This is a genomic window from Enterobacter genomosp. O, assembly GCF_001022965.1.
Taxonomy (GTDB): Bacteria; Pseudomonadota; Gammaproteobacteria; order Enterobacterales; family Enterobacteriaceae; genus Enterobacter; species Enterobacter cloacae_L.
The window spans coordinates 71,862-92,096 of the sequence record NZ_LECZ01000024.1; the positions used below are offsets into that span (position 1 = coordinate 71,862).

The following is a 20,235-nucleotide window of genomic DNA, read 5'->3' on the forward strand; positions in this document are numbered from 1 at the left end:
CATGGGGATTAATCGTGTTTATTGGATTCGACTACGGTACGGCAAACTGCTCGGTTGCGATTATGCAAAACGGGCAACCACAGCTCCTGAAAATGGAAAAAGAGAGCACGCTGCTGCCGTCAATGCTCTGCGCGCCCACCCGCGAAGCGGTCAGCGAATGGCTGTTCCGCCACCATCAGGTTCCGGCCACGGCGGCGGAAACCCAGGCGCTGCTGCGCCGGGCTGTCAGCTTCAACCGCGAGGAAGATATCGACGTTACGCCGTCCAGCGTGCAGTTCGGACTCTCTTCGCTCGGGCACTACATTGAAGATCCTGAAGAGGTCTACTTCGTTAAGTCGCCAAAGTCCTTCCTCGGTGCCAGCGGCCTGAAGCCGCAGCAGGTAGCGATGTTTGAAGACCTGGTGTGCGCGATGATGCTGCACATCCGCAATCAGGCGCAGACGCAGGTTTCAGATGCGATTACCCAGGCGGTGATTGGCCGTCCGATCAACTTCCAGGGGCTGGGCGGCGATGAGGCCAACCAGCAGGCGCAGGGGATCCTGGAGCGCGCGGCACAGCGCGCAGGCTTCCGCGACGTGGTATTCCAGTACGAGCCGGTTGCGGCGGGGCTGGATTTTGAAGCCACGCTGTCGGAAGAGAAGCGCGTGCTGGTCGTCGACATCGGCGGGGGCACCACCGACTGCTCGCTGCTGCTGATGGGGCCGCAGTGGCATAACCGTCGCGACCGCGAAAACAGCCTGCTGGGGCACAGCGGCTGCCGCGTAGGCGGTAACGATCTCGACATCGCGCTGGCCTTTAAGAGCCTGATGCCGCTGCTGGGCATGGGCGGTCAGACGGAGAAAGGGATCGCTCTGCCGATCCTGCCATGGTGGAACGCCATCGCCATCAACGACGTGCCAGCGCAGAGTGATTTTTACAGCACCGCTAACGGCCGCTTCCTTAACGATCTGGTGCGCGATGCCCAGGACGCCGATAAGGTCGCCCTGCTGTATAAAGTATGGCGTCAGCGCCTCAGCTACCGCGTGGTGCGCACTGCGGAAGAGAGCAAAATCGCCCTCTCCGATCGCGCGGAACATGCGGTGTCCTTGCCGTTTATCAGCGACGAACTGGCCACGGCGATTTCACAGGAGGGGCTGGAGACGGCGCTCGCTCAGCCGCTGCAGCGCATTCTGGAACAGGTGCAGCTCGCGCTGGAGAACGGCAAAGAGAAGCCTGACGTGATTTACCTGACCGGGGGTAGCGCCCGTTCACCGCTGATCAAAAAAGCGCTGGCGGAACAGCTGCCGGGGATTCCAATTGCCGGTGGGGATGACTTTGGCTCCGTCACCGCGGGCCTGGCGCGCTGGGCGCAGGTGATGTTTAGGTAGTGCGGTTGCGGTGCGGCCTGGTGCCCTCACCCCGGCCCTCTCCCACAGGGCTGAGGGTTCCCCACAAAATAATGCCTGCACGGACGACCCCCTCTCCCTTGAGGGAGAGGGCTGGGGTGAGGGGGAACATACGGCTGTGGAGGTCATTCCGTTCACTTCATGTTCCTTGCTACTCTGTAATGACATGACCTGTGAACGTGCCAGGGTGGCTCAGTCGCCACCACCCTGGCGACCCGGGCTCCCGGCGGTAAATCGCCGCTTCGCGGTACCCTCGGCTTATTCCTTCAGGCTATCGGGTCGGGCATGAGCCTGCATCCCTGCAGGCCACGCCCTCTCGGCGCATCCCTGCGCCTCGCCCCGGCCCTACGGAAACGCCTCGGCGATTTACAGCCGGACCAGGGCATCGCTGTAAGCCGTTCATTTTCCTGAAGCAACATTCACCGCTTCCGGTTAAAAAAATTACTGGGAGACCCTCAGCCCACAGGGAGAGGGTGCAAACACCAAAAACGGCAACGGATGTTGCCGTTTTGCGTTTACCTCCATTCAGACCATTCCTGACAGTCTTCCATATTTCCTCCATTTTTCCGCTGTGTTGCCTGACTAAACTAGTATCATTCCCCGAAGTATTCAGGATGAGAACGTATAACGATGAAAGGCAATCATAAATCCCGCTGGGCAATCGCCGCTGGCATCATTGTGGTGGTCCTTGCCGCCGCCTGGTACTGGCACAGTCAATCCGCGAACTCCACCGCCCCCACCGGTGCCACCAGCCAGCCACAGCGCCCGGCAGGCGGAGGGCGTCACGGGATGCGCGGCGGCGCGCTGGCCCCGGTTCAGGCGGCGACGGCGGTCAATAAAGCCGTTCCTCGCTACCTTACCGGTCTCGGAACCATTACCGCCGCCAACACCGTGACGGTGCGTAGCCGCGTCGACGGCCAGCTGATGGCTATTCACTTCCAGGAAGGCCAGCAGGTCAAAGCGGGCGATCTGCTGGCGGAAATTGACCCAAGCCAGTTCAAGGTTGCCCTCGCCCAGGCGCAGGGCCAGCTCGCGAAAGACAAAGCCACGCTCGCCAACGCCCGGCGCGATTTAGCGCGCTACCAGCAGCTGGTGAAAACCAATCTCGTGTCACGTCAGGAGCTGGACACCCAGCAGTCGCTGGTCAGCGAAACGCAGGGCACCATCAAAGCCGACGAAGCCGCCGTCGCCAGCGCTCAGCTGCAGCTGGACTGGAGCCGCATCACCGCGCCTATTGACGGCCGCGTCGGCCTGAAGCAGGTCGATATCGGCAACCAGATCTCAAGCGGCGACACCACGGGCATCGTGGTGATCACCCAGACCCACCCGATCGATTTAGTCTTTACCCTGCCGGAAAGCGACATTGCGACGGTAGTGCAGGCGCAAAAAGCCGGTAAAGGCCTGGTGGTGGAGGCCTGGGACCGCACCAACAAGCAGAAACTGAGCGAAGGGTCCCTGCTCAGTCTGGATAACCAGATCGACACCACCACCGGCACCATCAAGCTGAAGGCGCGCTTTAACAACCAGGACGATGCCCTCTTCCCGAACCAGTTCGTCAATGCGCGAATGCTGGTCGCGACCGAAGAGAACGCGGTGGTGATCCCCACCACCGCGCTGCAGATGGGTAACGAAGGCAACTTCGTCTGGGTACTGAACAGCGACAATAAAGTCAGTAAACATCTGGTGAAAACCGGGATTCAGGACAGCCAGACGGTGGTGATCGCCGCCGGGCTTTCCGCTGGCGACCGAGTGGTGACAGACGGCATCGACCGTCTGACCGAAGGGGCCAAAGTGGAAGTGGTTGAGCCGGCGAAACAGGGAGCGACCTCCTGATGCAGGTTATGCCGCCAGGCTCTACAGGTGGGCCGTCACGCCTGTTTATCCTCCGCCCTGTCGCCACCACGCTGCTGATGGTGGCGATCCTGCTCGCCGGGATTATCGGCTACCGCTTTCTGCCCGTGTCGGCGCTGCCGGAGGTGGATTATCCAACCATTCAGGTGGTAACGCTCTATCCGGGTGCCAGCCCGGACGTGGTGACGTCCGCCATCACCGCCCCGCTGGAGCGCCAGTTTGGGCAGATGTCGGGGCTAAAACAGATGTCCTCCCAGAGTTCCGGCGGGGCATCCGTCGTGACGCTGCAGTTCCAGCTTACGCTGTCGCTGGACGTCGCCGAGCAGGAGGTTCAGGCCGCGATTAACGCCGCCACCAACCTGCTGCCGTCGGACCTGCCTAACCCACCGGTCTACAGCAAAGTGAACCCGGCGGATCCGCCAATCATGACGCTTGCCGTCACCTCCTCCGCCATGCCGATGACCCAGGTCGAAGACATGGTCGAAACGCGCGTGGCGCAGAAGATTTCTCAGGTCTCCGGCGTCGGCCTCGTCACGCTGGCGGGCGGACAACGTCCGGCCGTTCGCGTCAAGCTTAACGCGCAGGCGATTGCCGCGCTGGGTCTGACCAGCGAAACCATCCGCAACGCCATCAGCAATGCCAACGTCAACTCGGCGAAAGGTTCGCTGGACGGCCCAACCCGCGCGGTCACACTCTCCGCCAACGACCAGATGCAGTCCGCCGATGAATACCGCCAGCTGATTATCGCGTACCAGAACGGCGCCCCGGTGCGTCTGGGCGATGTGGCGACCGTGGAGCAAGGCGCGGAAAACAGCTGGCTGGGGGCCTGGGCCAACAGGCAGCAGGCGATCGTGATGAACGTCCAGCGCCAGCCGGGCGCCAACATCATCGAAACCGCCGACAGCATCCGCACCATGCTGCCGCAGCTGATTGAAAGCCTGCCAAAATCGGTCAGCGTGAAGGTGCTTTCCGACCGCACAACTAACATTCGCGCGTCGGTCACCGACACCCAGTTTGAGCTGATGCTGGCGATTGCGCTGGTGGTCATGATCATTTACCTGTTCCTGCGCAACGTTCCGGCGACCATTATTCCCGCCGTCGCCGTACCGCTCTCGCTGGTCGGTACGTTTGCGGTGATGGTGTTCCTCGATTTCTCGATCAACAACCTGACGCTGATGGCGCTCACTATCGCCACCGGGTTCGTGGTGGACGATGCCATCGTCGTTATCGAGAACATTTCGCGCTATATCGAGAAAGGCGAAAAACCGCTGGCGGCCGCGCTGAAAGGCGCGGGCGAGATCGGCTTTACCATTATCTCATTGACCTTTTCGCTGATTGCGGTGCTGATCCCGCTGCTGTTTATGGGGGATATCGTCGGGCGTCTTTTCCGCGAGTTTGCCGTCACGCTGGCGGTCGCCATTTTGATCTCCGCCGTGGTCTCGCTGACCCTGACGCCGATGATGTGCGCCCGCATGCTGAGCCACGAATCCCTGCGCAAGCAAAACCGCTTCTCTCGCGCCTCCGAGCGCATGTTCGAACGGATTATCGCCGCCTACGGTCGCGTGCTGGCGAAAGTCCTCAACCATCCGTGGGCGACGCTCGGCGTGGCACTCGGCACGCTGGCACTCAGCGTGATGCTGTGGATTTTCATTCCGAAAGGCTTCTTCCCGATCCAGGACAACGGCATTATTCAGGGCACGCTTCAGGCCCCGCAGTCGGTCTCCTTCGCCAACATGGCGCAGCGCCAGCAGCAGGTGTCTGAAATCATCATGAAGGATCCGGCAGTAGAAAGCCTGACCTCCTACGTGGGCGTGGATGGCACTAACCCGTCGCTCAACAGCGCGCGCCTGCAAATTAACCTCAAGCCGCTGGATGACCGCGATGACCGCGTTAACGCCGTGATTGAACGTCTGCAAAGCGCCGTCGCCCGCGTGCCGGGCGTGGTGCTTTACCTGCAGCCGATTCAGGATTTGACCATCGATACCCAGGTCAGCCGCACGCAGTACCAGTTCACGCTGCAGGCCACCTCGCTGGACGCGCTCAGCACCTGGGTGCCGCAGCTGGTGGATAAGCTCAAAACCCTGCCGCAGCTCTCGGACGTCAGCAGCGACTGGCAGGACAAAGGCCTGGCGGCGTATGTGAACGTCAACCGCGACGCCGCCAGCCGTCTGGGCATTACCATGGCGGACGTGGATAACGCCCTGTATAACGCCTTCGGACAGCGTCTGATCTCCACCATCTACACCCAGGCGAACCAGTATCGCGTGGTGCTGGAGCACAACACGGAAAACACGCCGGGCCTGGCGGGGCTGGACTCGGTGCGCCTGACCAGCAAAGACGGCGGTATTGTGCCGCTGAGCGCTATCGCGACGGTGGAGGAGCGCTACACCCCGCTGTCGATTAATCATCTGGATCAGTTCCCGTCCACCACCATCTCCTTCAACGTGCCGGACAATTATTCTCTCGGCGAAGCGGTGGAGGCCATTCAGGCCGCTGAAAAAGCGGTAAGCTTCCCGTCCGACATTCAGACCCAGTTCCAGGGCAGCACGCTGGCGTTTCAGGCCGCGCTGGGCAATACCATCTGGCTGATTGTCGCTGCCGTAGTGGCGATGTACATCGTGCTCGGCGTGCTGTACGAAAGCTTTATCCACCCGATCACCATCCTCTCGACCCTGCCGACGGCGGGCGTGGGGGCCCTGCTGGCGCTGATGCTGGCGGGCAGCGAGCTGGACGTCATTGCCATTATCGGCATCATCCTGCTTATCGGGATCGTGAAGAAAAACGCCATCATGATGATCGACTTCGCCCTGGCCGCCGAGCGCGAGCAGGGCATGTCGCCGCGCGATGCCATCTTCCAGGCCTGCCTGCTGCGTTTTCGTCCGATCCTGATGACCACGCTGGCGGCCCTGCTGGGCGCGCTGCCGCTGATGCTCAGCACCGGCGTCGGCGCTGAGCTGCGTCGTCCGCTGGGTATCGGCATGGTCGGCGGCCTGCTGGTAAGCCAGGTGCTGACGCTGTTCACGACACCGGTGATCTACCTGCTGTTTGACCGCCTGGCGCTGTGGACCAAAAGCCGCTTCCCGAAACGTGAAGAGGAGGCATAAGTGAAGTTTTTCGCCCTCTTCATTTATCGCCCGGTGGCGACAATATTAATCTCGCTCGCCATTACCCTCTGCGGCGTGCTGGGCTTCCGGCTGCTGCCGGTGGCGCCTCTGCCGCAGGTGGATTTCCCGGTGATCATGGTCAGCGCCTCGCTGCCGGGTGCGTCACCGGAAACCATGGCCTCGTCCGTTGCCACGCCGCTGGAGCGCTCGCTCGGGCGAATTGCGGGGGTAAACGAGATGACCTCCAGCAGCTCGCTCGGCAGCACGCGCATTATTCTGGAGTTCAGCTTCGACCGGGATATTAACGGCGCGGCGCGGGACGTGCAGGCCGCCATCAACGCCGCGCAAAGCCTGCTCCCCAGCGGGATGCCGAGCCGCCCGACCTACCGCAAGGCCAACCCGTCCGATGCGCCGATCATGATCCTGACGCTGACCTCGGACACCTACTCGCAGGGGCAGCTGTACGACTTTGCGTCCACCCAGCTGGCGCAGACAATATCTCAAATTAACGGCGTCGGTGACGTGAGCGTCGGCGGGAGCTCCCTGCCCGCGGTGCGCGTGGGGTTAAACCCGCAGGCACTGTTCAACCAGGGCGTGTCGCTGGACGACGTGCGCTCCGCCATCAGCAACGCCAACGTGCGCAAACCGCAGGGGGCGATTGAAGACAACAGCCACCGCTGGCAGATCCACACCAACGACGAGCTGAAAACCGCGGCGGAGTATCAGCCGCTCATTATTCACTACAACAACGGCGCGGCGGTGCGCTTAAGCGATGTTGCCAGCGTCACCGACTCGGTGCAGGACGTGCGCAACGCAGGGATGACCAACGCCAAGCCGGCGATTTTGCTGATGATTCGCAAGCTCCCGGAAGCCAACATTATCGAGACGGTGAACAGCATTCGCGCCCGCCTTCCGGATCTGCAGCAGACCATTCCGGCCGCGATCGACCTGCAAATTGCCCAGGATCGCTCCCCGACCATCCGGGCCTCGCTGGAAGAGGTGGAGCAAACGCTGATCATCTCCGTCGCGCTGGTGATCCTGGTGGTGTTCCTGTTCCTGCGCTCCGGCCGGGCGACGCTGATCCCGGCGGTGGCCGTGCCGGTGTCGCTGATCGGTACCTTTGCCGCCATGTATCTGTGCGGGTTTAGCCTCAATAACCTGTCGCTGATGGCCCTGACGATTGCGACGGGCTTCGTGGTGGATGATGCCATCGTGGTGCTGGAAAACATTTCCCGCCACCTGGAAGCCGGCGTGAAGCCGCTGCAGGCCGCGCTTCAGGGCACGCGCGAGGTGGGCTTTACGGTGCTCTCGATGAGCCTGTCGCTGGTGGCGGTGTTCCTGCCGCTGCTGCTGATGGGCGGGCTGCCGGGCAGGCTGCTGCGGGAGTTTGCCGTCACGCTGTCGGTTGCCATCGGCATTTCGCTGGTTATTTCCTTAACGCTCACGCCGATGATGTGCGGCTGGATGCTCAAGCGCAGCAAGCCGCACTCGCAGCCGCGCCGTAAAGGCTTTGGCCGTTTCCTGATGGCGATGCAGGAGGGCTACGGGAAATCGCTTAAGTGGGTGCTGAACCATACCCGGCTTGTCGGCCTGGTGCTGATCGGCACCATCGTGCTCAACGTCTGGATGTATATCACCATCCCGAAAACCTTCTTCCCGGAGCAGGATACCGGCGTGCTGATGGGCGGTATTCAGGCGGACCAGAGCATTTCCTTCCAGGCGATGCGCGGTAAGCTGCAGGACTTTATGAAGATCATTCGTGAAGACAAAGCCGTGGATAACGTGACCGGCTTTACCGGCGGGTCACGCGTTAACAGCGGGATGATGTTTATTACCCTGAAACCGCGCGGCGAGCGCAACGAAACGGCGCAGCAGGTGATTGACCGCCTGCGGGTGAAGCTCGCCAAAGAGCCGGGCGCCAACCTGTTTTTGATGGCCGTTCAGGATATCCGCGTCGGCGGGCGACAGGCGAACGCCAGCTACCAGTACACCCTGCTTTCTGATGATTTAGCCGCCCTGCGCGAGTGGGAGCCGAAGATCCGCAAGGCGCTGGCCGCCCTGCCGGAGCTGGCGGACGTGAATTCCGATCAGCAGGACAACGGCGCCGAGATGGCCCTGACCTACGACCGCGAAACCATGTCGCGTCTGGGCATTAACGTTGAAGCCGCCAACAGCCTGCTGAACAACGCTTTCGGCCAGCGCGAGATTTCCACCATCTATCAGCCGATGAACCAGTATAAGGTGGTGATGGAGGTTGACCCGCGCTATACCCAGGACATCAGCGCCCTGGACAAGATGTTTGTGATCAACAATGACGGCAAGGCGATACCGCTCTCTTACTTTGCCAGCTGGCGACCGGCCAACGCGCCGCTGTCGGTGAACCATCAGGGGCTGTCGGCGGCGTCGACTATCTCCTTCAACCTGCCCGCCGGCTCGTCACTTTCGGAGGCCAGCGACGCCATCAACCGTGCGATGACGCAGCTTGGCGTGCCGTCCACCGTGCGAGGCAGCTTTGCCGGCACCGCGCAGGTGTTCCAGGAGACGATGAATTCGCAGGTGATTTTGATTCTGGCCGCCATTGCCACGGTCTATATTGTGCTTGGCGTCCTGTATGAGAGCTACGTGCACCCGCTGACCATCCTCTCGACGTTGCCGTCGGCGGGAGTGGGAGCGCTGCTGGCGCTGGAGTTGTTCGGCGCGCCGTTCAGCCTCATCGCGCTCATCGGGATCATGCTATTAATTGGTATTGTGAAGAAAAACGCCATCATGATGGTCGACTTCGCGCTGGACGCCCAGCGCAACGGCAACCTGTCGCCGGAAGAAGCAATATTCCAGGCCTGCCTGCTGCGTTTTCGTCCGATCATGATGACCACCCTGGCGGCGCTGTTTGGCGCGCTGCCGCTGGTGATCTCCGGCGGCGACGGCTCTGAACTGCGCCAGCCGCTGGGGATCACCATTGTCGGCGGCCTGGTGATGAGCCAGCTGCTGACGCTATACACCACGCCGGTGGTCTATCTGTTCTTTGACCGCCTGCGGCTGCGCTTTTCGCGTAAAAACAGAACCACGGTGACCGGGTAAATGACTGAGCTTCCCAGCAGCGTTCGCTGGCAATTATGGATAGTCGCCTTCGGCTTTTTTATGCAGTCGCTGGATACGACCATCGTTAACACCGCCCTCCCCTCGATGGCGAAAAGCCTGGGGGAGAGCCCGCTGCATATGCATATGGTGATTGTCTCCTACGTGCTGACGGTGGCCGTGATGCTGCCTGCCAGCGGCTGGCTGGCCGACAAAGTCGGGGTGCGGAATATCTTCTTCACCGCCATCGTGCTGTTTACCACCGGCTCGCTGTTTTGCGCCCAGGCCAATACCCTCGACCAGCTGGTGATGGCGCGCGTGCTGCAGGGCGTTGGCGGGGCGATGATGGTGCCCGTCGGGCGGCTAACGGTGATGAAGATTGTCCCGCGCGAGCAGTACATGGCGGCGATGACCTTTGTGACCCTGCCCGGCCAGGTGGGGCCGCTGCTGGGCCCGGCGCTGGGCGGGGTGCTGGTAGAGTACGCCTCCTGGCACTGGATTTTCTTAATCAACCTGCCGGTGGGCATCATCGGCGCGATCGCCACGCTGACCCTGATGCCGAACTACAAAATGCAGACGCGGCGCTTTGATTTCTTCGGCTTTATCCTGCTGGCGGCGGGCATGGCCACGCTCACGCTGGCGCTCGACGGGCAAAAGGGGCTGGGCATTTCGTCCCTGACGCTGGGGATGCTGGTCGTTATCGGCATCACCGCCATTCTGTGGTATCTGTGGCATGCTCGCGAGAATGACAAGGCGCTGTTCAGCCTGAATCTGTTTAAAAACCCCACCTACCGTCTTGGTCTGTTCGGCAGCTTCGCCGGACGCGTCGGCAGCGGCATGCTGCCGTTTATGACGCCCGTATTCCTGCAAATTGGCATGGGTTTCTCGCCGTTTCACGCGGGCCTGATGATGATCCCGATGGTGCTCGGCAGCATGGGCATGAAGCGCATCGTGGTGCAGGTCGTTAACCGCTTTGGCTATCGTCACGTGCTGGTGGCCGCCACGCTGGGGCTGGCGCTGGTCAGCCTGCTGTTTATGGCCGTGGCGCTGATGGGCTGGTACTACGCCCTGCCGCTGGTGCTGTTCTGCCAGGGGATCGTCAACTCCATGCGCTTCTCGTCGATGAATACCCTGACGCTGAAAGACCTGCCGGACGAGCTGGCGAGCAGCGGCAACAGCCTGCTGTCGATGGTTATGCAGCTCTCCATGAGCGTGGGCGTCACGATTGCCGGCCTGCTGCTCGGCATGTACGGTCAGCACCACCTCAGCGTCGACACACCGGTGGCGCATCAGGTCTTTTTATATACCTATCTCAGCATGGCGGTCATTATCGCCCTGCCCGCTTTCATCTTCGCCAGAGTGCCGGATGATACCAGCAAGAACGTCGTGATTAGGCGCGGCAAAAGGAGTGGCTCATGAAATTCTGGCGTCCGGGGATTACCGGCAAGCTCTTTGTGGCGATATTTGCCACCTGTATCGTTCTGCTGGTTACCATGCACTGGGCGGTGCGGATCAGCTTTGAGCGCGGTTTTATTGATTACATCAAGCACGGCAACGAGCAGCGCCTGCAGGGGCTGAGCGATGCGCTGAGTGAACAGTACGCCCAGCACGGCAACTGGCGTTTCCTGCGCAACAATGACCGGTTTGTTTTCCAGATCCTGCGATCGCTGGAGCACGACGCGGGTGACGATCGTCCGGGCCCGGGTATGCCGCCGCACGGATGGCGCACCCAGTTCTGGGTGATCGACCAGGACATGCGCACGCTGGTTGGCCCGCGCGCGCCGATACCGCCGGACGGCACCCGCCGCGCGATCAAGGTCAACAACGCGACCGTCGGCTGGGTTATCGCCTCACCGGTGGAGCGCCTGACACGCAACACCGACATTAACTTTGACCGCCAGCAGCGCCGGACAAGCTGGCTGATTGTCGCCCTCTCCACCCTGCTCGCCGCGCTCGCCACCTTCCCGCTGGCGCGCGGCCTGCTCGCGCCGGTAAAACGGCTGGTAGAAGGTACGCACAAGCTGGCCGCCGGGGATTTCACCACCCGCGTTGATACCCGCAGCCAAGACGAACTGGGCAAGCTGGCGCAGGACTTTAACCAGCTCGCCAGCACGCTGGAGAAGAACCAGCAGATGCGCCGCGACTTTATGGCCGATATCTCCCACGAGCTGCGCACGCCGCTGGCGGTGCTGCGCGGCGAGCTGGAGGCCATTCAGGACGGCGTGCGCCAGTTTACGCCCGAATCGGTCGCCTCCCTGCAGGCGGAAGTGGGCACGCTCACCAAGCTAGTGGACGATCTCCACCAGCTCTCCATGTCGGATGAAGGCGCGCTGGCCTACCAGAAGGCGCCCATCGACGTGATTAACGTGCTTGAGGTCGCCAGCGGCGCCTTCCGGGAACGATTTGCCAGCCGCAACCTGAAAATCGACCTCTCCCTGCCGGACAGCGCGGTGGTGTTTGGCGACAAGGACCGTCTGATGCAGCTCTTCAACAACCTGCTGGAAAACAGCCTGCGCTATACCGACAGCGGCGGCGGGCTGCATATCTCCGGCAAACAGGAAAACGGACGCTTCGCCCTCACCTTCGCGGATTCCGCCCCCGGCGTGCAGGATGCGCAGCTGGAAAAATTGTTTGAACGGTTTTACCGCACCGAAGGCTCCCGCAACCGCGCCAGCGGCGGTTCCGGCCTGGGGCTGGCGATTTGCGTTAACATCGTCGAGGCGCATAATGGCACCCTCCGCGCCGCCCATTCGCCTTTTGGCGGGGTTAGCATTACAGTAGAGTTACCGCTGGAACGGGATTTATCGAGAGAAGTATGACTGAGCTACCGATTGACGAAAACACACCGCGCATTTTGATTGTCGAAGACGAACCCAAGCTTGGGCAGCTGCTTATCGACTATTTGCGCGCGGCCAGCTATGCCCCGTCACTGATAAGCCACGGCGACCAGGTGCTGCCCTACGTGCGCCAGACGCCGCCGGACCTGATCCTGCTGGATCTGATGCTGCCCGGTACCGACGGCCTGACCCTGTGTCGGGAAATTCGTCGCTTCTCCGACGTGCCGATCGTCATGGTGACCGCCAAAATCGAAGAGATTGACCGCCTGCTGGGGCTCGAAATTGGCGCGGACGATTACATCTGCAAACCTTACAGCCCGCGTGAAGTGGTTGCCCGCGTGAAAACCATTTTGCGCCGCTGCAAACCGCAGCGCGAGCTTCAGGTGCTGGACGCGGAGAGCCCGCTGATTGTTGATGAAAGCCGTTTCCAGGCAAGCTGGCGCAGCAAGCTGCTGGACCTCACTCCCGCCGAGTTTCGCCTGCTGAAAACCCTCTCCCACGAGCCGGGGAAAGTGTTCTCCCGCGAGCAGCTGCTGAACCGCCTGTATGACGATTACCGCGTCGTGACCGACCGCACCATCGACAGCCATATCAAAAACCTGCGCCGCAAGCTGGAGGCGCTGGACGCCGAGCAGTCTTTTATTCGCGCGGTGTATGGCGTGGGATATCGATGGGAAGCGGATGCGTGCAGGATAGTGTGACGTTTACATCTGAAACCCGCCTCTGGCGGGTTTTTCTTTTCTGGAATCCATCCAGGAATCAACCATACTCTTTTTACCGGTTCGCTTGCTTATAACTGGTGCTGATAATTTTACTTTCGATCAAGGAGTTCCTATGTCTGGTTGGTTCGAATTAAGTAAAAGCAGTGATGGTCAGTTCAGGTTTGTGCTGAAGGCTGGAAACGGGGAGATCGTTCTGACCAGCGAGCTTTACACCAGCAAAAGTGCCGCCGAAAACGGCATTGCTTCCGTACGCACGAACAGCCCCCTGGACGAGCGCTACGAGAAGAAAACGGCCTCTAACGGTAAGTTCCATTTCAATCTCAAGGCGGGCAATCATCAGGTCATTGGCAGCAGCCAGCTTTATGCGACGGAACAGTCGCGTGATAAGGGTATCGCCTCGGTCAAAACCAACGGTTCTGCCCAGACGGTAAAAGACAACACCTGACAGCACGACGCGCGCCGGGAGAGCGGTGACGCGACCCGGCGCTTTACCTCCCAGCCCCGCAGCGCTACAATGCCCGCCCTTAAAGTGGGGGATCTCCCCTTACCGCTGCACCAGGTGCACGCGGATCTGACCTGTCATCAGAACGAGAACAAACATGTTTAAACCGGAACTCCTTTCCCCGGCGGGAACGCTGCAAAATATGCGTTACGCTTTCGCCTATGGTGCCGACGCCGTCTACGCGGGCCAGCCTCGCTACTCGCTGCGCGTGCGCAACAATGAATTCAACCACGAGAACCTGCAGCTCGGCATCAACGAAGCGCATGCTCTGGGCAAAAAATTCTACGTGGTGGTCAACATCGCGCCGCACAACGCCAAGCTGAAGACGTTCATCCGTGACCTGAAGCCGGTGGTGGATATGGGGCCGGACGCGCTGATCATGTCGGACCCGGGTTTAATCATGCTGGTTCGGGAGAACTTCCCGGAGATGGATATTCACCTCTCCGTACAGGCTAACGCCGTCAACTGGGCGACGGTCAAGTTCTGGAAGCAGATGGGGCTGACCCGCGTCATTCTGTCACGCGAGCTTTCCCTGGAAGAGATTGAAGAGATCCGCACCCAGGTGCCGGATATGGAAATCGAAATCTTCGTTCACGGCGCGCTGTGCATGGCCTACTCCGGCCGCTGCCTGCTCTCGGGCTATATCAACAAGCGCGACCCGAACCAGGGCACCTGCACCAACGCCTGCCGCTGGGAATATAACGTCCAGGAAGGCAAAGAGGATGACATCGGCAACATCGTCCACAAGCATGAGCCGATCCCGGTGACCAACGTTGAGCCTACACTGGGCATCGGCGCGCCAACCGACAGCGTGTTTATGATTGAAGAAGCCAAACGTCCGGGCGAGTACATGACCGCCTTTGAAGACGAGCACGGCACTTACATCATGAACTCAAAAGATCTGCGCGCCATCGCCCACGTCGAGCGTCTGACCCAGATGGGCGTGCACTCCCTGAAGATCGAAGGCCGCACCAAATCCTATTACTACTGCGCGCGCACCGCGCAGGTGTACCGCAAAGCTATCGACGATGCCGCCGCCGGTAAACCGTTCGATACCAGCCTGCTGGAAACCCTGGAAGGCCTGGCGCACCGCGGCTACACAGAAGGCTTCCTGCGCCGTCACACCCATGACGATTACCAGAACTACGAGCACGGCTACTCCGTCTCTGAACGCCAGCAGTTTGTCGGTGACTTCACCGGCGAGCGCAAAGGCGCGCTGGCGGCTGTAGCGGTGAAAAACAAGTTCACCAAAGGCGACAGCCTGGAGCTGATGACCCCGCAGGGCAACATGAACTTTACGCTGGAGCATCTGGAAAACGGCAAAGGCGAAATGATTGAGGTGGCACCGGGTGACGGCCATACCGTCTGGCTGCCGGTTCCGGAAGAGGTGGAGCTGAAGTTCGCGCTGCTGATGCGTAATTTCAACGGTGAAAGCACGCGTAATCCACACGGCAAATAGTCAATCAGGGAAATTTTTTCACGCTGGGATAATTCTTAGAATCGGATCACATACCGCTTCGTTCAATACGGGTATTATCCCCCCGCTGAAAAACATAACCCATAAATGCTAGCTGTACCAGGAACCACCTCCTTAGCCTGCGTAATCTCCCTTACGCGGGCTTATTTTTTTCTTTAACCTAATGAAATAAAGGGATTTTTTTCAACCAATGTCCACACATTGACCACATCGATAATGAAAGCCCTGCATTTGCGGGGCTTTCATTTTGTTAAACACTTTCAAAAAGTGATGATGGGACGCATTTTGCGTATTTTTGGTTGTGTCAGATAAGCTCTGACTTGGAGTAGTTATGCTTCAGAGTGATTGAGATATCATCTTATCGATAATTACAAAGTGTAGGAAAAAGAAGATGAAAGTGAATGCTGGAACTCTTAACGACTATTTACAAGCAATCCTTGAAAATTATACCGATCACTCAGAGGCTCCCCCTCAACTGATGGGAATGGTTCTTCAGATGGACCAAATCTTTCAGGAAGAGATTTTTGGACATGATTTAGAGACGCCCCCCTATGCTCTCTTTCTAGCAATGAATTCTTATACAATGCTACTCAATGCGGTAGGGCAAGCACTTTCAGGACATACTGTAGCTGTCTTCCCTGTTGCACGTACAGCGCTTGAGTCAGCTTGTTATGCATATTTAATATCTCAAGACGAAGCATTGGGAGATATTTGGACTAACCGACATAAATCGGAGAAAGCTCTCCAGAAATGCCGCCGTAGACTTACTGTAAAGAAAGCCTGTGATGCACTAGTTTCCCTCAGCCCTCAAATGGCTGAAAACGTTATGGCGCTTTACAATGCTGCTATTGATTACGGTGCACATCCAAACCATAAAGCCGTGCTCAATCACTTATCGGACATTGGCGAGGTAGATTCAAAATTCCATGGCTTCCAGCTCACAGGTGTCTATGGATCAAATAGTTGGCAAGTGAATTATGCACTGCTTGCATGCATAGAGGTTGGTCAGGCAATTGCTTTCCTGATCGCAGCTTCTGCCGATAAACATCCGCTTGTTTATGAGCGTTTAGAAGTTTTCGCAAACTGGCTTGAAGATAAGAACCGAATAGCAGATGAGTTAAACGGTAAGCCGATTGACTACTCCGGGCCTATGTATAGTTCAGTCATACCTCCAATCTAACTAACTAGATCAAATGAATATTCAAAATTCAGTTCATATAGGTACGTCAACTATTGGTGACTTCATATAGATAGTAACAATCTGAAATCAAATGATTTATTTCTGGTCACGCCCACACATTGACCACATCGCAAAATAGCCCTGCCCTGTGAGTGGCTTTACTTTCTTATTATTCCAATGACACAATGGATTTCAAGCATATGTTTAATAAGGAAATTATTTTGAAACTTCTGAAAAATACGCTCCTGCTTTCCCTCGCCTTTATGTCCTTTACCTCACAGGCAAATGACGTCGCCACTCTCAAAAAATCACTTAAACCGTGGCAGCCAATCGAGGTTTCGAAAAGCAGTGATACGCTGACGGTGATACTCGACGAGAACCAAATCACCCCTACCGTCTACGATGCGATTATCAGCGCCGGTGCTTGCATGGATATCTGGACTAAGGATGTTCCGGCAAATTACCTCAAGACCGTCAAAGAGGTGCACATTCTCAACAAGCATAAAGCACAGGGTTATGTGCTGGAAAATCCGCTCGATACCTGTAATGAAATGGGGAAAGAAACAGAAGTAAAAGCAAAAGCGATCATGCTTTCACATACGCGGCTTTTTAAATAATTACAAAAGAAAAAGCCCCGCATTGCGGGGCTTTTTCTTTGCCGTTGCCCCAGAATTTAAAGCCATCGTTGCGGATGAGCGTTGTCACTAACAAAGATATTGTCAGCATGGTTATCCGGTCTGAGAATTAATGAGAAATGCACCATTCATCTAAAAGACGATACCGTAATAAATTTATTAACCTACTATACACGCTATCAAAACCACATCTTCCTCTCTAACTACATTAATCAATATTTAATTTATAAAATTGCTTTCTGCGTGTAAGCCTTAATAACCATCAACTCAAAAATCCTACCAAGTTTTGACTCCCTAAATTCAGCCTAAGCGCCTCACACAACAAAACATACCCAAGAGTGCTTTACTTACTTATACAAGAATGGTAAATAAATTAGAGCTTACTGAAAGTAATTGAAAAATGGTAAGTTAAATAATATCAACACAGATAAAAAGAGGTTAACTATGAGTTTAACGTGGGATAAAGACGGCACTCCTAGGATAGAAATTAATGGAAGACCAGACAAGCCCGGAGGCTCAGCGGGAAACGGAGGTAATGGCAAAGATACATTACCAGGTGGAAATACAGACTATCCTAACACAATGGGATTCCCTCCTGTAAATGATTCTTCCTGGTTTAAAAAAGTACCAAAATGGGATGTTATAGAACTAGGCAATGGAAAAACCCAAAAAGGCATAGAGTCTCATATATATATAACCCGCGTAGAGAACTACGTCTATAAAATTTACATTGATAAAACAGGGAAGGTAATTCAAGTAGATTATGTCAACTGGGAGAAAGATCTTGAGAACAGAGCTCCAGATGCTCAACAACAGATTCCTTTTAAATCTAGAGAAGAGAAAGCAAAAGCCCTTGCAGTAGATGTTAACAACGTTATAGGAAAGGCCGCTGATTTCTATAAAGAGGTCACTTCAAAATATAGTGATGCGTTTTCAAAACAGGCACAAAATCTGGCTGAGTCGACTAAAGGTCAGAAAATAAAAAATGCACAGAATGCTTTAAAAACATTTGAAAAATATCAAAATCAATTAAATGCTAAAATTAGTGCAGCGGACAGGACTGCAATTGCGCAAGCTTTAGATTCTGTTAACCGTGCAGAGTTATCTAAGACACTGGCACAATATAGCAAGGTGTTCGGGGTGATATCATACTCGATAAATGGTCTAAGTTTGTATGATGCATACAGCAAAGCTGTTAAAACAGGACAGTGGAGTGGTTTTTATAGTGAAGTTGAAAAACAACTAGCTGGTATGGTTGCTGCAGAGTTAACAGCTTTTGTTTTTGGCGTCATGGCAACAACATCAATGGGGATTTTGGGATTCGGTTTAATAATGTTATTAGTAGCAGCTGCTGTAGATAAATTGGATTATGATGCATTTAACAAATCAATATTGGGATTAATGTAGAGCTCACCCCAGATAAAACATATTCTATCTGGGGTGATTTTAATTCCTTTTTTTTATAAAAAATAGAATTGATAAGGGAAGTGCAAAAACAAGACAAACAAATCCAATAGAACGATTCCAGTGTTGCAGCGAAACAAATCGCTCATTCAACGATTTTATGAACGCTCGAGCAAATGGAAAAGTCAACGTATTGGCTACAGCAAAAATAAAATAATACTCATCTAAGAAAATTGAATCAGTACCCTGAAAATAAGAAAAAAGATATATTAACCAATAAAATACAACGGGGTAAATCAATTCCTTTACGTAGTTCATAGGAAGCCCAGCAGTTTGTTATCCTTTTTCAAAAATACAGTAACCATCATATGAAAACCATCCCTTTCGTTGTGTATTACCCTACCACTCCTCATCAGTCGAACATCTAAATTTTTTATCGCCACAAACCACCGCTGCCCCACGAGCCAGCGCTTTGAGTTCCCACCGTTCGAGGGTAATCTCTTCCTGAACCAAATCGAAAACATATCTTTGCCATGCGCTCTCTTTCGGTTCGGGTTAACTTAGCTGATGGAGCTTGCTAGCTGGTTTTGAGTGGCTAATTCCAACCGATAACCCCGCGCTCAATCAGATTTAAATCCGCTGCGGCTTGCTCAGACAGTATGGAGGTCATAACTGGACGCTGCCGCCGGTGACCTTTCCACAGTTATTGACAGGACTCCGGGGCGCGGCAGAATCGCTTTTTAAGGTCAAAGGCTCAACGGCTCAACGGCCAAAACCTTTGGAGCAATGCGCCATTCGGCTGAACGGGTTACATGCACGTAGTGTGCTCCGAGGTGAGGGGAATAAACCCCCCCTTCTCAGGAGTCGTTGACCTCATCTGTCACCATAGGAGTAATCAACTGTTCACAACACTGATTTTAGTCACCAATTGTGGCAGAAATGAATGTAGATAAGTTTCAAAGGAATCATATTAACTTGATACCCAAACGATTCATTTGAATCACCTGGCGTTAAGCTTTACCATCAGAAACCACCAAAACACTAAGGGATATTTTATGTACACATATAAAATGGTTCAGATACCACCTAACATTTCTGTTAAGGCAAGGGACAATAAAGATGGCGTTGCAGCCGCCTATTTGCAGCAAGAAGTCAACTCCTGGGCTGCTGAGGGGTGGGAATTCCAGCGCGTTGATACTATCGGCATTGAAGAGCGGCCAGGATGTTTTGGCGGAAATAAATCAACATTGACTCACTATTACGTTATTACTTTCAGAAAAGAAGTTGCTGATGCTTAAGTGGCTCAGCATACGTTTCGTACTCATATATCGTGGTCATGCCCCAAAGAGTATCCGTAATCGTTGCCGCCATACCCCTTCTTGCTCTAAGTACACGCTGATTACCCTAAAGCGTTTCGGTTTTCTAAAAGGGTGGAGACTGGGATTAAATCGCATTTCTCGATGCAGGCCTCCTAATGGGGGGATCGATTACCCTCCTCATAAGTGAATCAAACATGTTAAAGGCCCCAGGGTTTGCTGGCGGCCTTTATTTTTCCTTTCGCTTTCCTCAATCCAAGCTATAAGTTCAAGGATTCGCCTCTCTGAAAACACCGCTATCCCATGCTCTGCGAGCAGCGATGCCGCAACCCCCATACCCGTCTTGCGTATACCGCTAAAAGAACCGTCATAAATCACCACGCTGCCACACGTTGGGCTGCCGTCAGTTAACAACGCGGCGCTACAGCCAGATTCCTGAGCGGTACGCAGCGCGAGCCACGCTGCAAGCCGGTATTGCTCAGTCACATCCTGGCCTGTATTTTCAATTATTCTGGCCTGCCCGTGCATGACGTCTTTACCGTCGGCAGAGATAATCTCTGCCGGAGGACGCGGTACAGGCAGCCCGGCAGCAAGTTCAGGGCAGTGAATAACCAGACGTTGTTCCTGTTCCCAGCGAGCGAGTTGCTCGTTCATTCGGGATTTTTCACTACCGTTATAGCGGACTTTGAAGCCCATCAGGCATGCGCTTACCAGAATTTTATTTATCATCGCTTTTCTGTGATTACA

At 55.9% G+C, this 20,235-nt stretch carries 15 protein-coding genes and 1 pseudogene; 14 read left to right on the top strand and 2 right to left on the bottom strand.

Annotation, left to right across the window (positions count from 1 at the left end):
- Positions 1-14: 14 nt before the first annotated feature.
- The 12 genes from yegD to ABR39_RS08035 all read left to right on the top strand — a co-directional run bounded on the left by yegD (position 15) and on the right by ABR39_RS08035 (position 18,175).
- Positions 15-1,367, top strand: coding sequence for a molecular chaperone (gene yegD / locus ABR39_RS07980; RefSeq protein WP_047346501.1), 1,353 nt, complete (start codon positions 15-17; stop codon positions 1,365-1,367).
- 648 nt (positions 1,368-2,015) lie between these two features.
- The gene (locus tag ABR39_RS07985; RefSeq protein ID WP_047346502.1) at positions 2,016-3,218 is read left to right on the top strand and encodes an MdtA/MuxA family multidrug efflux RND transporter periplasmic adaptor subunit; all 1,203 of its coding nucleotides are present in this window, start codon (positions 2,016-2,018) and stop codon (positions 3,216-3,218) included.
- Positions 3,218-6,340: an MdtB/MuxB family multidrug efflux RND transporter permease subunit gene (locus ABR39_RS07990; protein WP_047346503.1), complete on the top strand. Its 3,123-nt coding sequence runs from the start codon at positions 3,218-3,220 to the stop codon at positions 6,338-6,340. Before ABR39_RS07985 ends, ABR39_RS07990 begins: the two co-directional genes overlap by 1 nt.
- The gene (gene mdtC, locus ABR39_RS07995; protein ID WP_047346504.1) at positions 6,341-9,418 is read left to right on the top strand and encodes a multidrug efflux RND transporter permease subunit MdtC; all 3,078 of its coding nucleotides are present in this window, start codon (positions 6,341-6,343) and stop codon (positions 9,416-9,418) included. It abuts the gene before it with no gap.
- On the top strand, positions 9,419-10,834 hold the full coding sequence (locus ABR39_RS08000; RefSeq protein WP_047346505.1) for an MFS transporter: 1,416 nt from the start codon (positions 9,419-9,421) through the stop codon (positions 10,832-10,834).
- The gene (gene baeS / locus ABR39_RS08005; RefSeq protein WP_047346506.1) at positions 10,831-12,234 is read left to right on the top strand and encodes a two-component system sensor histidine kinase BaeS; all 1,404 of its coding nucleotides are present in this window, start codon (positions 10,831-10,833) and stop codon (positions 12,232-12,234) included. Before ABR39_RS08000 ends, baeS begins: the two co-directional genes overlap by 4 nt.
- Positions 12,231-12,953, top strand: a complete 723-nt coding sequence (baeR, locus tag ABR39_RS08010; RefSeq protein ID WP_047346507.1) for a two-component system response regulator BaeR — start codon at positions 12,231-12,233, stop codon at positions 12,951-12,953. Before baeS ends, baeR begins: the two co-directional genes overlap by 4 nt.
- A gap of 133 nt (positions 12,954-13,086) precedes the next feature.
- On the top strand, positions 13,087-13,419 hold the full coding sequence (locus tag ABR39_RS08015; protein WP_047346508.1) for a YegP family protein: 333 nt from the start codon (positions 13,087-13,089) through the stop codon (positions 13,417-13,419).
- Between the two features lie 154 nt (positions 13,420-13,573).
- Positions 13,574-14,935 (top strand): tRNA 5-hydroxyuridine modification protein YegQ, encoded by a 1,362-nt coding sequence (yegQ, locus tag ABR39_RS08020; RefSeq protein WP_024908121.1) that lies wholly within the window; start codon positions 13,574-13,576, stop codon positions 14,933-14,935.
- A 409-nt stretch (positions 14,936-15,344) separates the two neighbouring features.
- The gene (locus ABR39_RS08025; protein WP_047346509.1) at positions 15,345-16,133 is read left to right on the top strand and encodes a hypothetical protein; all 789 of its coding nucleotides are present in this window, start codon (positions 15,345-15,347) and stop codon (positions 16,131-16,133) included.
- 221 nt (positions 16,134-16,354) lie between these two features.
- Entirely contained in the window at positions 16,355-16,750 is a 396-nt protein-coding gene (locus ABR39_RS08030; protein ID WP_240477060.1) for a hypothetical protein, read from the top strand.
- 462 nt (positions 16,751-17,212) lie between these two features.
- Positions 17,213-18,175 carry a colicin-like pore-forming protein gene (locus ABR39_RS08035; protein WP_082132636.1) on the top strand — a complete coding sequence of 321 codons (963 nt, stop codon included), beginning with the start codon at positions 17,213-17,215 and terminating at the stop codon, positions 18,173-18,175.
- 396 nt (positions 18,176-18,571) lie between these two features.
- Here ABR39_RS08035 and ABR39_RS26190 read toward each other — a convergent pair.
- A pseudogene (locus ABR39_RS26190) lies at positions 18,572-19,023 on the bottom strand (replication endonuclease); the annotation flags it as partial.
- Between the two features lie 204 nt (positions 19,024-19,227).
- Between ABR39_RS26190 and ABR39_RS08045 the strand changes: the two are divergent.
- On the top strand, positions 19,228-19,470 hold the full coding sequence (locus ABR39_RS08045; protein WP_047346513.1) for a hypothetical protein: 243 nt from the start codon (positions 19,228-19,230) through the stop codon (positions 19,468-19,470).
- Positions 19,463-19,678, top strand: coding sequence for a membrane protein insertion efficiency factor YidD (gene yidD, locus ABR39_RS26375; RefSeq protein WP_072059227.1), 216 nt, complete (start codon positions 19,463-19,465; stop codon positions 19,676-19,678). Before ABR39_RS08045 ends, yidD begins: the two co-directional genes overlap by 8 nt.
- Here yidD and ABR39_RS08050 read toward each other — a convergent pair.
- The gene (locus ABR39_RS08050; protein ID WP_047346514.1) at positions 19,669-20,217 is read right to left on the bottom strand and encodes a DUF523 domain-containing protein; all 549 of its coding nucleotides are present in this window, start codon (positions 20,215-20,217) and stop codon (positions 19,669-19,671) included. The two genes, yidD and ABR39_RS08050, sit on opposite strands and share 10 nt — an antisense overlap.
- Positions 20,218-20,235: the final 18 nt, after the last annotated feature.

Bases quoted from the DNA above. Each gene is read 5' to 3' on its own strand.
- baeR (WP_047346507.1), top strand. From the start codon at position 12,231: ATGACTGAGCTACCGATTGACGAAAACACACCGCGCATTTTGATTGTC.
- ABR39_RS08000 (WP_047346505.1), top strand. From the start codon at position 9,419: ATGACTGAGCTTCCCAGCAGCGTTCGCTGGCAATTATGGATAGTCGCC.
- ABR39_RS08015 (WP_047346508.1), top strand. From the start codon at position 13,087: ATGTCTGGTTGGTTCGAATTAAGTAAAAGCAGTGATGGTCAGTTCAGG.
- ABR39_RS08035 (WP_082132636.1), top strand. From the start codon at position 17,213: ATGAGTTTAACGTGGGATAAAGACGGCACTCCTAGGATAGAAATTAAT.
- ABR39_RS08045 (WP_047346513.1), top strand. From the start codon at position 19,228: ATGTACACATATAAAATGGTTCAGATACCACCTAACATTTCTGTTAAG.
- ABR39_RS07985 (WP_047346502.1), top strand. From the start codon at position 2,016: ATGAAAGGCAATCATAAATCCCGCTGGGCAATCGCCGCTGGCATCATT.
- yidD (WP_072059227.1), top strand. From the start codon at position 19,463: ATGCTTAAGTGGCTCAGCATACGTTTCGTACTCATATATCGTGGTCAT.
- ABR39_RS08025 (WP_047346509.1), top strand. From the start codon at position 15,345: ATGAAAGTGAATGCTGGAACTCTTAACGACTATTTACAAGCAATCCTT.
- ABR39_RS08050 (WP_047346514.1), bottom strand. From the start codon at position 20,217: ATGATAAATAAAATTCTGGTAAGCGCATGCCTGATGGGCTTCAAAGTC.
- baeS (WP_047346506.1), top strand. From the start codon at position 10,831: ATGAAATTCTGGCGTCCGGGGATTACCGGCAAGCTCTTTGTGGCGATA.
- ABR39_RS07990 (WP_047346503.1), top strand. From the start codon at position 3,218: ATGCAGGTTATGCCGCCAGGCTCTACAGGTGGGCCGTCACGCCTGTTT.
- yegQ (WP_024908121.1), top strand. From the start codon at position 13,574: ATGTTTAAACCGGAACTCCTTTCCCCGGCGGGAACGCTGCAAAATATG.